Here is a 12,352-nt window from a genome sequence, read left to right on the forward strand (position 1 = left end):
ATTGTTATAATATTAAATTGAAAATGAAGCCTACCAGCATAATTCCTGTAGCAACTATACCTATGAAAATGGCGATGAACTGCCATTTCAAAACTTTTTTAAGGATTACCATTTCAGGAAATGACAGTGCAATAACGGACATCATAAATGCCAGTGCAGTTCCCATGGAAACGCCTTTTTCTATCAGTACACTGACAATAGGAATAATACCTGCAGCATTAGAATATAGCGGGACACCAACCAGAATAGCTAATGGTACGGAATACCAGTTTTGTGCTCCCAGGATATTTGCCATAAGATCATCGGGAACGTAACCATGAACTCCGGCTCCAACCGCAATTCCTATCAAAATGTAAACCCATATTTTTTTTATGATTTCTTTTACCAGGTTATATCCGGCATCGAGCTTGTCGCTTAACTGAAGTTTTCTGTTATCTATGGTTTGCTGCTGACCCTTAATCTGAAAAACCCAGTCGGCAACATAGCGTTTCATGCCAAGCTTCTCAATTATAAATCCCGAAACTATCGCTATGATAAGTCCGGTTCCGACATATATAGCTGCAATTTTCCATCCAAATAAACCACCCAGCAATACAAGTGCTACTTCATTGATCATGGGTGCCGCAATTAAAAAGGAAAAGGTTACGCCAATGGGAATGCCGGCTTCAATAAACCCAATAAACAGAGGAATGGCAGAACAGGAACAGAATGGGGTAAAGATGCCAAGAACGGAGGCAAAAATGTTTCCGGCAAACAGCGGCTTTCCTTCCAGTGCTTTTCGTGTTTTTTCGGGTGAAAACCAGGATTGTATAAATCCTACTACAAATACCACCATAGCAAGCAGTAGCAGGATTTTGGGGGCTTCGTAAATGAAAAAGCGGATAGCAGACGTATAAAACCTGTTTGGGTTCATGCCAATGATCTCATACAGGGAATAGTCGCAGATGTAAACGAACAGGTTTGTTTGCCCCGAGCAACATTCCGGGTATTTTAACATCAACGGAGTGTAGTCAATAAAAGGCAGTTTTGTAAAGAAAACCACCCAAAGCAGCAATAAGGTAAAGAAGAATAGAAGACGTTTGTACATCAGTTTCTATGTTTGCTTTGTAGTATCCGAATAATTTCGTTTACGGATGGTACATTTCCTTTGGTTACAACTTCACCATTTACTACCAGAACAGGTGTTGTCATAACGCCATATTGCATAATCTCAACAATATCTTCTACCTTAGTAACGGTAGCATCAATGCCTGACTGTCTCACGGCTTCCCTGGTAACGTTGGCGAGCATATTACATTTTTTGCAGCCTGTACCTAATACTTTAATATCCATTTTGTTTTGTTTTTCGGTTGAACACGAATCGTTTGTCTGTATCTCTTTATTGAATAAAGTTTCTATCAATTGTCTGGCATCATGCCATGCTGTTTTATTCAGACAGTATTTTATTTTAGGTGCTTCTATTTCGCCCTGTATAAGCCCGGCTTCTTTCAGTTCCTTCAAATGCTGTGACAAAGTCGATTTGGCAATTGGAAGTTCATCACTTAAATCACCACTGTAACAACAGGCCTGTTTCGAGAGCAATTCAAGTATATATATCCTTACCGGATGACTTAATGCCTTGGCATATCTTGCTGTCTGTGTCTGCTCTTCTGTAAAAATTGTTACTTTCATTTCGTATTTCGTAAAATTACGAACAAATATAAAGGTTTTATTTTTATTGCAAAATATCAAGCGTAAAATACCTTAACTATTTTTTAAGCTGTTAATAATTTATATATTTGATGAATGTACTGATCTGCTTATGAGCATTTTACATAAATAACCTGAATGTTTATTCTAAAACCCCAAAATCATGAAACGAATTCTTCCGTTATTATTTATTGTTTTAATTTCTTTTCCTGTGTTTGCACAGGTTGTTGTTAATGATCCTGTGGTTGGTTTGTCCACAGTAAAGGATTTGTCTGTTAGAAAAATTACACTTACAAAAGATAGTACTGTTATAGACTTTTCTTTTCAAACCTATAAGGGAAGAGGGTGGTATGCAATTCCGCGTAAAACCTACATCCAACCTGTTGGAAGTGATGAAAAACTATTCCTGATCAATAGTATCGGAATAGAAGTGTCTAAACAAAATACACAGGATAAAACGGAAAAGGTAACCTATTCACTTGTTTTTCCAGCTCTTGATAAGTCAGTAAAGGCATTTGATTATGGTGAAGCCAATGAAAGTGGAGGCTGGTTTATTTATGATATTCGCTTGGAAGATAGAAAAAATGTCTTTCCGCTACCTGAGGCGCTTTATGGAGAATGGTTCGACTCTGAGAGCCATTTGTGGAATATTGGCTTTTATAATAATATAGTAATATATAAAAGTAAAGTTTGGGATTATGGTCCCCTTAACCTGAAAAAGAAAAAAGGAGAGCTCGTTTTAAAAGGGAAAGATGATTCAGAGCTGAAAATCTTTTACAGGTTAACTAAAGAGGGACTATATATAGGAGAATCGAATGTACTGGTGCGAGAAAATGTACTTGCAGAAAAACGCCAGCCTACGGATAACAAGCCATTTGACGAACCTCTGTTTAAAATTGACACGGTAACTTACAGTGGTGTAATATTGAATTATACACCACGAATTGGTATAAGAACTTTCATGATTTATCACAATAATGTTATTTTAGGTGATCAGATTTCATATACTGTGACCATTCAGGAAGATGGTACATTCAGCAAGAAAATACCTGTTTATTGTCCTACAGAATTAATGCTTAGTAATAGTTTTGCTAAAGAGAACAGAAAAATTTTTATAGAACCGGGAAAATCACTTTTTCACGCATTTGGCACAGCTTCTGATAAGGCAAAATACATGGGAGAACTGGCTAGGGTTAATAGTGATATTGATCTGTTCCATGATGTTCATGGATGGAATTATTACGAGATGCGGGATACCATATTAAAAATTACGCCCGAAGAATACAAAATATATGCACAAAACGCATGGAATAAAGATCTGAACAATTTTGAGGATGTCGTACGAGAGAACAATACATGTCTTAAAGCCAACATGATTGAGAAAAGAGACATTGATCAAAGCTATCTGGGTATAATGATTTTTTATGATAATAATTATGAGTCGGCATATCGGGAAAAAAATAATATACCGCGTTCACAACGTCAGTTGAACCTTGACAACTTTCCTTTGCCAGCCGGATATTTTGATTTTCTTACATATGAAATCCTGAATGATAAATTCGGACCAATGACATTCGAGTATTATTTTTTCATTAACAGAGTGATGTATTGTGATTTAATACCGAAAAAGATAATCTATATGAACTATATGGATTGTGTGGATGATTTTATTGAGGATGGTCAGACCTTGACCGCGAACGAAAAAGAAATTATTGAGTTTCTTAAAAAAAGAAAGAAAGTATATGATTTACCTGAAGTTAAATCTTTTATGAATATTCTTCCCAAAGAGTGGCAGGGGCTTCTTGATAATTTCAAGGATTCAGGATTCGATTTCAAAAATGAACAGCTTGATATATCCAGCATAAATAAAGCTGTTAGTGATCAGGGGATTAGCTTAAATGAAGAGGATCAGAAGTTATTAGACGTTTACAAAAGCTATATTGCTTGTAAAGCTGTGCATAAAATAAATACCTTCTTTCAAGAGAATAGAGATTCAGTACAAAAGTTCGAAAATAAATTGAAAGCCTATAGCGATTATTATTATATAAGGGACAGAAATCAACATCGCAATGAAGCACTGAAAGACAGTCTGGGAATTGAATATGGATTGGTTAACGACATAATGTATGCTCAGGATATACTGGGTGATGTGGTTTCACAAATGACACCCTTGTCGGAAAGGAACCTGAAGAGGGTACAACGCGATATTCAAAATGATTTTATTTCAGAATACATCGCATACGCTAACGTTGCAACGATCAAAAAAATACAAGATCAAAAAAACAAATCCGGTTTTGTTGTTAACGATGTGCCTGAAACAGAGGGCGATAAATTGTTTGAAGCCATTATGAAAAAGTACAGAGGAAAGGCAGTTTATGTTGATTTCTGGGCTACTTGGTGCGGACCCTGCCGATCTGGAATTGAAAGGATTAAGCCTTTAAAGGAAGAAATGGATACCTCGAAAGTAGCATTTGTATACATCACCGGTCCCTCTTCACCTGAAAATAAGTGGAATAACATGATTCCTGACATAAAGGGTGAACATTACCGGGTGTCGAAAGATGAGTGGAATTATTTGTGTGGTAAATTTGAAATATCCGGTATTCCGCATTATGTGTTTGTAGGTAAAGATGGAGAAGTCATTAATCCTCATTTACCACACTTGCAAAACACCCAGATTAAGGCATTAATTGAAAAGGAGACAGAATAATAACTAAAAAAACCTGCTTAATAGAAAAGCAGGTTTTTTTTATGTTTACTTTTCATAAAATGTATAGTGAATTCTCAGAGCCAACTGATAATTGGTTGCTGTGCTGTATGCCAGAAACGGATCCAAACTGAAATTTTCATTCAACATAAGCCTGGGATTCAAATACAAACCGGACTCACTTATTCCAATACGTATGCGATTTCCCGGATGATTTCTGAAACCGACACCAAGCCCGGCCTGAAATGCGGGTAGCTCGCCGGGCAGATAATCTGCATAATGTGCATCCACAAAAAAGATATTTTCAGGTCCTATTCTCAAAGCTAGTGAAGGCACAATCTCCGAACCTTTATATTCACTTTCAAGATTGCTCAGGTTGATGCCTAATTTTCCTCCGATGTACCTGCTGTCCCATTTCAGATAGGGGGTAAAACCCAAATAGTTAGCGTAGTCATAATTTATTGTATAAAGTTGACTACCAAAAGAAAACTTTTTATCTTTTTTATATTCATTCGTGTATTCAAGATTCATTCCAAAGGCACTATACTCGTTCACGCCACCACATATTTCTTCCTCTTTTCCGTAACTTCCTCCAGCGCCAATGGTAAAATATTTTTTGGATGTAAAAACAGAATCCAGGGGAGTACTTAATGTTTGAGACATCAGTAAAAATGCCATAAACATCATAAGCGAAGGCAGTGCATATGCAACCTTGATCTTAAGGGTTTGAATTACATTTATGGAAGTGATAAAAAGTGCTGAATAGCTCAATAACTGCAGGAAGATAAGTTCAGTAAATGTGAGCCAGTTCGAAATCGAAATCAGCAGGAGCAGCAGTCCCGTGAGTACAAAAATATACCTGTTAATATCAGTGAATGATCTTTCTGATTCCGTCTTGTCTTTTCTGTATTTCTCAGCAATAAAAACAAATCCTGTAGATAGGATAAATAATAACAGAGAAATGACCTGTGCCTTCTGTAATCCCAGGACTCCGGATTGGCCCGGGCGTATGAATTCTTCGAAAAACCTGAAGAAGCCATACAGCGTAATGGATAAAAAGAATAAACTGCTCTCATGTTTTAATATTCTTTTTTTGTAAATGGTATACAACATAAAAAGTAATACAACACAAAATATGATCTCATACAACGGAACCGGGTGGACCGGAAGAGAGACGGTTTGTCCAGGTTGGATCAGACCGGTAAACAGCTGGGAGTTATATGCCAAGGAACCTTTAGCGTATGAGATACCTAAGACAGAATCTGTAACATGGCCATAACAACAACCGCCTGTCAGACAGCCCAGTCTAGTAACGATTAAGCCAACAGGCCACGCAAAAGCGAAGGCTGTACCAACCGGATATTTGAATTTTAACAGATACCGGGTCAGATAAAACCCGATAACTCCAAAAATAAGATATCCTAAAATGGTCTTGTTTCTGGTTTCGGGAATCTGCTGGGTTTTTAAAATGTTCAACCATTCGTCAAAACCAAAGGAAAAAAGTTTGCCACCAAGGATTGAAAATAAAAAAGTGGAAAATAATAGTAATATTAGGGGAGTCAGCGGAATTTTTTTACGAACACCATATGCAGTAATTATTACCACAACTGTTGCCAGTGCGAATAAGTAAAACAGTAAATGTTGATTTCCCTGATTATCAGGATCTATGGTAAGCCAACTGTTCATAAGGCATCAATAAATTAATTATTTAATGCAAGTAAAGTGAAGGTGGTTAACAGTTATAAAGTTAGTACTTTTTAAATTAAGTTGTCAAAAGAAATGAATTTGTATAAAAAGTAAACCTCCGATGAAGTAAAATTGGTTCTAAGCTATGGATAAAGCATCTCTGATTTATAAGAACTATTTGAAGATCATATTCAATGTATTCTTTCATGAATTTTGCCTGTTTCTCAGACTCTTAATTCTTTTCCATCGTTCTTTTGCGAATTTCTGCATATCGTTTATCTCATCTTTTTCATCTATGATCTCAAAACCTAAAAGGGATTCGATGATATCCTCCATTGTAATGATACCCTCTGTACCCCCAAACTCATCTACAACCAGGGCAAGATGTTCTTTACGGCTCAGCAGGATATCCCAGGCATTGATAAGACCCATGGATTCAGGTACGATGGTTATCTCACGTCTGATATCTTTAAGCGTCAGATCAGTCTCACCTTCGGCTGTTTTTTCAAATGCTTGTTGGCGAAATACATAACCGGTAATGTTTTCCATCCTGCCCGAAAAGACAGGAATACGGGAAAACCTGAATTCTTCACGTTTATCAAAAAATGCAGAAAGGGGCATGTTTTCATCGGCAGTGGTCAATACAACCCGGGGGGTTCTTACTTCACTCACCTTCATGTTTTTAAGATGAATAAGGTTCTGCATGATCTTACTTTCAGTATCTGTGAAAATGCCTTCCTGGTTACCAATAACAGCAAGTGCTGATATTTCATCCCGGCTTATGGTTTGGGATTTTTTTGTTTTTGAAATCAATTTTGTGAGTAAAGCAGAAAAGAGAACCAGCGGATAGGTAATAAATATCATTCCCTGGATGACATGCGCAGATGGCCTGGCCAGACTTCTCCAATAGGTTGCTCCGATGGTCTTCGGAATAATTTCACTGAAAATAAGTATCAGAATTGTTAGAATTGCAGAGATAAGCCCGAAGTAGGTTTCCCCAAAGATGGCAGTTGCCTGCGCTCCAACGCCGGCAGCCCCTACTGTATGAGCAACGGTGTTAAGTGAGAGAATGGCAGAAAGAGGTCGGTCGATGTTATCCTTCTGTTTGAGAAATAACTGAGCAAATGCTTTTCCTTCTTTTGCCTTAACATTAATATGCGACAAGGGGGTTGACAACAGTACTGCTTCCATAACAGAACAGGTTGCAGAAATAAACAGTGCCAGAAACAGATAGAATAACAGTAGAATCATCGGTGTTTATTTAGTTGATGAATGATATTAAATATTTAATGAATGCATTAGTCTAATGAACTGCTTGACTTATTATACTAATGTTTCTTCGGATTATTTTGTTTAAATAGCTGGAAGTGTTGAAGTGAAAATTCCGGTTACTACAGAAAAACCGGTATCTGTACCACAATGAGTAAAATATGTATTCTGCTTTTTAAGTTGTGCAATCAGATGTCCCAGTATTGTTTTTAATCCGCCTCCGCTGATATAAAGCAAAGGGTTTTTGCATGAAAACCATGTAATTAATAATAGCTTTAATACGAATATTAATAAAACCAGAACTCTTCCATTAATGATAAAATGTATAATAATAATCACCTAAGGTGTCATGAAATCCCCATCCTGTATTTTCTGTTGTCCTGAGAATCTCATAAGCCCGTAGTTTAAATTTTTCAAGTAAACCTTCTGATTCCATAAACTTCAGGGTTTTAAGGTACATGCTTTCCATACTGTTGTAAAAGGGTTCGTCTATATCACCATATTCATTGGTGTAGGAAGCTCCGGTTTCCACATAAAACAGCATTAAATCTGCCAGAGCATCAGCAGGAAGGCCAATTTTTTTAGCATCGCTTATTGCTTTTCTGGCAACAGATAATCTTTCTTTGGGAAGTCCTCGTGTGGGGAAAAATTCATTTTTAATAATCGATTTGTACTTCTCTGTGGTTCCCGATGTATCACCGTTGAGGTAAAGATGATAGTATTCCTGAACGGGTTTATACTTTTTATCCAGCTCCATAATGTGTTTAATCAGTTCTTCTTTGGATAATGATTTCAGAAACTTCTTAAGGTTGCTCGTTGCCATAATTGAATTAGCTTTTATTCGTAAATACCTCATTTAAAAATTCCCGGTGCTCTTCAATTTGAAATTCATAGGGATTGAAAACGTCGGTTTCATCAAGAAAAAGTTCACGATATTCCGTATATTCCGGATGTTTTGGATCAGTTAGTATTTCTTTTAGCCCCATATATCCCCACGGGCCGCCACAGTCCTCAGGGGGACACATACCCTGACCCTTTATTAATGTAGGATACATGCTTGTTTCAGGCAATATTTTTTCAAGCGTAATAATATGATTCCAGTCATCCCCGAAATCGTACAGGTAGGTAAATTTTTGTTTTTCATTCACAAATATGTCCGATAGTTTTATTTTTTCGGCATCATATACATCACCGTGGGCAAACTCCATTTCGCTCATTTCATCATCAAAGTGCAATTGAATTTGCGGATAAGAGCGGTAACCGTTAGGAGAAAACTTAAACAGATGCTCATTGAACCATCCAAAGGCTATCTGAATGATTATATGAAATTCAAAAAAAGTGTAGTGTGAAGGTACGGTTAGTCTGCGCCAAATGGTTGGATCGGAAATATTTTTGAGCTGAATTTTGAATTGATAAGTCATGATACTTATGTTTTTTATTGAGGAAGATGTTTATAATACGGATATAAATATGGGAATTCTTTTCTGAAGAACATAAAATATTTAGAATCATTGTTGTCCGGTTAAAAAAACCAATATTAATTAAAGATTCTTCGCTTCATTTTATTGCGCTCAGAATGACAGTTTCTTAGGTTCATATGGGGCTGGAGGATGGGTTGGTTTGCGAATCCGTAGCAAACCAACCCATCCTCCAGCCCAACAGCCAGCAACTGCCTGTCATTCCGAGTGAAGCGAGGAATCTCTGAAGCTTATACCGGACAACAATGATTTTGAATCCTTAATTTCATATTGAGACGATTTGAGCCACTTATTTTTGACAACAACGTTTTATGCTCAAAAAAATCCTCATAAATCCTACCTTAACCTGTTTTTTCTGCCGATCCACCGGTTTTTCTGTTTATTGCATGACCATAATTGGAGCTGAATGGTTGAACCGTTATGAATACGATGGCGGATAGCGCAATACCGAAAAAGTTAGCATCCAGACCAAAAGGTAATTTCAGTTTCAGGAAAATAAGCATCAACGTGGTTAAACCGCCGGATATCATACTCCAGAATGCAGCAGAAGCAGACGGTTTTTTCAGGATCAGTATTGCTAATACCGGAATGAATAATCCTGAAACCATAAAGGCATAGGAGTAGAGCATGAGTTCCAGAACGTTCTGCATGGTTGTGGCAAGGAATATGGCTATGGTTCCTATCATAAGGGTGATAAATTGCGAACGCCTGATATTATTCGTTGTTTTGATTCTGCTCAAAGCGCCTATAATATCAGTCTGCAGATTTCCGGATGCCGCCATAAGGCAACTGTCTGCTGTTGACATGATAGCAGAAAAATAGGCCGACATCATTAAACCCATTAGGCCAACCGGTAAAATATGGGCCAGAAATAAAGGCAGGCCAAGTTCGGGATCCGGTTCATTGCCCGGTGCATAACCAAAGGTTGAAAATAATCCCTGTTCAAATGCTACACGGGCAAATAATCCCAGGATCACTCCCATGAATGCCATAACTGGCCATTCAAAAAGTCCCGCAATACGCCAGGCCCGTTTTGCCGTTTTTTCGTCTTTACAGGCATATATGCGTTGGTAAAGTGTCATGCCTACAAACCAGATTGGCACAATGGTGATGAGCCAGTTAAAAAACTGCATCCAGGATATATTGGTGAGTGAAAACAAATGATCCGGGATATGGGTTTGGATAGATCCCCAACCACCCAGCTCGTAATAACCATATGGTATACCGATCAGGACCAAACCTGAAATCAGAATGATCCATTGAATGGTGTCAGTGTAGATTACGGCTTTTATACCGCCCATTACCGTGTATAATGCAGCAATGACACCCATAATCAAAACTGCCTCTGTAATGGTGATAGCAGGAAAAGTAGCTGTAGCAAGTTTGGCACCTGCAAGAATCTGTGAACTGGTGAAACCGATATAACCAATCAGTGATATTATACCTGCAACTATAGCTACGGGTTTATTATAGTAATGTTTTAAAGCTTCAGGAAAACTCAGTAACCTGTATTTACGGGCCACCGGGTATATTCTGGGTATCAGTAATGCAGCGCTGAGCCAGGCACCCAAAAGACCTGTAAATAACATCCAGCTGCCCGACAGGCCTATAGCAAATCCAAGTCCGCCAAGACCAATAGAAAAGCCCCCGCCAACATCTGTTGCAACAACGGATAAGCCAACATGTCTTGCAGACATCTCGCGTCCTCCAACATAATAATCTTCATCAGAACTGTTTCTTTTTAAGAAGTAAAAGCCAACTCCCAGCATTGCTGCCAGATAAAGGATAAATATCAATGCATCAATCCAGTGTATTTCCAAAACGTTATATTTTATTTGATCACAGTATAACATTTTATATGTATTTACCAAATGTTGGTTTCCATATGATAATTTTATAAGGTCTATTCAATGGTTTTTAGTAACTACTTTCATGCAACTTTTTTTACCTTTGTTCATCGAAAACGGGACTTTCCCTCAAAATAATGTATTATGTCAGCAATTACAGGAGACAGAAAAAGAGTGACGACACACCGCCTTTCTGAAATGAAACTGCGTGGTGAAAAAATATCGATGTTAACGGCATATGACTATTCAATGGCGCGGATTGTAGACCAGTCAGGAATTGACGTAATTCTGGTTGGCGATTCGGCATCAAACGTAATGGCAGGTAATGAAACGACATTACCTATTACACTGGATCAGATGATATATCATGGAAGCTCTGTGGTAAAGGCAGTGAATACAGCGCTTGTTGTTGTAGATTTACCTTTCGGATCTTACCAGGGAAATTCGAAAGAAGCGCTGAGCAGTGCCATTCGAATTATGAAGGAAACACATGCGGATGCAGTGAAACTGGAAGGAGGGAGTGAAGTGCTGGAGTCGGTAAACAGAATCTTGTCTGCTGGAATTCCGGTGATGGGACATCTGGGCCTGACACCGCAGTCCATACATAAATTCGGTACATATTCGGTAAGAGCCAAAGAAGAAGCCGAAGCTAAAAAACTGGTTGAAGATGCCAAATTACTCGAGGACGCTGGCTGTTTTGCAATTGTACTGGAGAAAGTACCTGCTTCACTTGCAGAAAAGGTTGCTAAGGAACTCAGCATTCCAATTATTGGTATTGGTGCTGGTTCCGGTGTAGATGGCCAGGTACTCGTACTCCATGATATGCTGGGAATAAACCAGGAGTTTTCACCGCGGTTTTTACGCCGTTATCATAATTTATTTGCAGAGATTAAAGGGGCTGTTGAAAACTATGTGCAGGATGTGAAATCTGTTGACTTCCCCAATAAAAAAGAGTCCTATTAATTCTGCTTCACCGAATGGATGATTTAAATATTTTATACGAGGACAATCACCTGATTGCTGTAAATAAAAGCACTTCAGATCTTGTTCAGGGGGATAAGACCGGTGATGTGACCTTAGCCGACCGGATAAAAAGTTACATCAAGATAAAGTACAATAAACCCGGTGATGTTTTTCTTGGTGTGGTCCACAGGCTTGACCGCCCTGTCAGTGGCGTGGTACTTTATGCAAGAACATCGAAGGCACTTGCCAGGATGAATAAACTGTTTCAGGATCGTGAAGTCGATAAACTATACTGGGCTGTTGTTAAGCAGCAACCTGAGAAGACAGAGGATAAGCTGGTTCACTGGTTAGTTCGAAATCAAAAACAAAACAAGTCGTATGCATATGATAGTGAACGTAAGGATGCCAAAAAGGCTATACTAAGTTACAGGACAATATCCAAACTTACCAATTACAGTTTATTGGAGGTGCGACTGGAAACCGGGCGGCATCATCAGATTAGGTGTCAGTTGGCTAAAATCGGATCACCTATAAAAGGTGATCTCAAATATGGCTTTGCCCGGTCAAATCCTGATGGTGGAATTTCTTTACATGCGAGAAGTGTAACATTTGTTCATCCGGTTCAGAATAAGGAAATAACCGTTGTGGCGGATCCTCCGGAAAATGATAATCTATGGCAGGCTTTTTTAAATAGCATAACCCAATAAATAACA

10 protein-coding genes are annotated in these 12,352 nt (G+C 38.2%); 3 read left to right on the forward strand and 7 right to left on the reverse strand.

Going from position 1 to position 12,352, the window contains the following annotated elements:
- Positions 1 to 4 precede the first annotated feature (4 nt).
- Both ACE1EF_RS10215 and ACE1EF_RS10220 read right to left on the reverse strand, forming a co-directional pair.
- Positions 5 to 1,087 carry a permease gene (locus ACE1EF_RS10215; RefSeq protein ID WP_375720559.1) on the reverse strand — a complete coding sequence of 361 codons (1,083 nt, stop codon included), beginning with the start codon at positions 1,085 to 1,087 and terminating at the stop codon, positions 5 to 7.
- Positions 1,087 to 1,671: an MTH895/ArsE family thioredoxin-like protein gene (locus ACE1EF_RS10220; RefSeq protein ID WP_375720560.1), complete on the reverse strand. Its 585-nt coding sequence runs from the start codon at positions 1,669 to 1,671 to the stop codon at positions 1,087 to 1,089. Before ACE1EF_RS10220 ends, ACE1EF_RS10215 begins: the two co-directional genes overlap by 1 nt.
- Positions 1,672 to 1,852: 181 nt before the next feature.
- Between ACE1EF_RS10220 and ACE1EF_RS10225 the strand changes: the two genes are divergently transcribed.
- Positions 1,853 to 4,399: a thioredoxin-like domain-containing protein gene (locus ACE1EF_RS10225; RefSeq protein WP_375720561.1), complete on the forward strand. Its 2,547-nt coding sequence runs from the start codon at positions 1,853 to 1,855 to the stop codon at positions 4,397 to 4,399.
- Between the two features lie 45 nt (positions 4,400 to 4,444).
- On the opposite strand, the gene ACE1EF_RS10230 is transcribed toward ACE1EF_RS10225, so the two are convergent.
- The 5 genes from ACE1EF_RS10230 to ACE1EF_RS10250 all read right to left on the reverse strand — a co-directional run bounded on the left by ACE1EF_RS10230 (position 4,445) and on the right by ACE1EF_RS10250 (position 10,649).
- Complete coding sequence (locus ACE1EF_RS10230) at positions 4,445 to 6,082, reverse strand: prolipoprotein diacylglyceryl transferase family protein (protein WP_375720562.1); 1,638 nt, start codon at positions 6,080 to 6,082, stop codon at positions 4,445 to 4,447.
- A 204-nt stretch (positions 6,083 to 6,286) separates the two neighbouring features.
- Positions 6,287 to 7,333: a CNNM domain-containing protein gene (locus ACE1EF_RS10235; RefSeq protein ID WP_375720563.1), complete on the reverse strand. Its 1,047-nt coding sequence runs from the start codon at positions 7,331 to 7,333 to the stop codon at positions 6,287 to 6,289.
- A 328-nt stretch (positions 7,334 to 7,661) separates the two neighbouring features.
- Positions 7,662 to 8,174, reverse strand: coding sequence for a DUF6155 family protein (locus tag ACE1EF_RS10240; RefSeq protein WP_375720564.1), 513 nt, complete (start codon positions 8,172 to 8,174; stop codon positions 7,662 to 7,664).
- Positions 8,175 to 8,181: 7 nt separating this feature from the next.
- Positions 8,182 to 8,772, reverse strand: coding sequence for a plasmid pRiA4b ORF-3 family protein (locus tag ACE1EF_RS10245; RefSeq protein ID WP_375720565.1), 591 nt, complete (start codon positions 8,770 to 8,772; stop codon positions 8,182 to 8,184).
- Between the two features lie 398 nt (positions 8,773 to 9,170).
- Positions 9,171 to 10,649, reverse strand: a complete 1,479-nt coding sequence (locus tag ACE1EF_RS10250) for a sodium:solute symporter family protein (protein WP_375720566.1) — start codon at positions 10,647 to 10,649, stop codon at positions 9,171 to 9,173.
- Positions 10,650 to 10,820: 171 nt separating this feature from the next.
- Between ACE1EF_RS10250 and panB the strand changes: the two genes are divergently transcribed.
- Together panB and ACE1EF_RS10260 are read left to right on the forward strand one after the other, a co-directional pair.
- Positions 10,821 to 11,639 (forward strand): 3-methyl-2-oxobutanoate hydroxymethyltransferase, encoded by an 819-nt coding sequence (panB, locus tag ACE1EF_RS10255; protein WP_375720567.1) that lies wholly within the window; start codon positions 10,821 to 10,823, stop codon positions 11,637 to 11,639.
- 14 nt (positions 11,640 to 11,653) lie between these two features.
- Complete coding sequence (locus ACE1EF_RS10260) at positions 11,654 to 12,346, forward strand: RluA family pseudouridine synthase (RefSeq protein WP_375720568.1); 693 nt, start codon at positions 11,654 to 11,656, stop codon at positions 12,344 to 12,346.
- Positions 12,347 to 12,352: the final 6 nt, after the last annotated feature.

The sequence above is a fragment of the Quyinboa sediminis genome (genome assembly GCF_042219855.1).
GTDB lineage: Bacteria > Bacteroidota > Bacteroidia > Bacteroidales > UBA5342 > JBHJHP01.

Excerpts from the sequence above, each read along its gene's own strand:
- ACE1EF_RS10230 (WP_375720562.1), bottom strand. The coding sequence starts at position 6,082 with ATGAACAGTTGGCTTACCATAGATCCTGATAATCAGGGAAATCAACAT.
- ACE1EF_RS10215 (WP_375720559.1), bottom strand. The coding sequence starts at position 1,087 with ATGTACAAACGTCTTCTATTCTTCTTTACCTTATTGCTGCTTTGGGTG.
- ACE1EF_RS10245 (WP_375720565.1), bottom strand. The coding sequence starts at position 8,772 with ATGACTTATCAATTCAAAATTCAGCTCAAAAATATTTCCGATCCAACC.
- ACE1EF_RS10240 (WP_375720564.1), bottom strand. The coding sequence starts at position 8,174 with ATGGCAACGAGCAACCTTAAGAAGTTTCTGAAATCATTATCCAAAGAA.
- ACE1EF_RS10235 (WP_375720563.1), bottom strand. The coding sequence starts at position 7,333 with ATGATTCTACTGTTATTCTATCTGTTTCTGGCACTGTTTATTTCTGCA.
- ACE1EF_RS10260 (WP_375720568.1), top strand. The coding sequence starts at position 11,654 with ATGGATGATTTAAATATTTTATACGAGGACAATCACCTGATTGCTGTA.
- ACE1EF_RS10220 (WP_375720560.1), bottom strand. The coding sequence starts at position 1,671 with ATGAAAGTAACAATTTTTACAGAAGAGCAGACACAGACAGCAAGATAT.
- panB (WP_375720567.1), top strand. The coding sequence starts at position 10,821 with ATGTCAGCAATTACAGGAGACAGAAAAAGAGTGACGACACACCGCCTT.
- ACE1EF_RS10225 (WP_375720561.1), top strand. The coding sequence starts at position 1,853 with ATGAAACGAATTCTTCCGTTATTATTTATTGTTTTAATTTCTTTTCCT.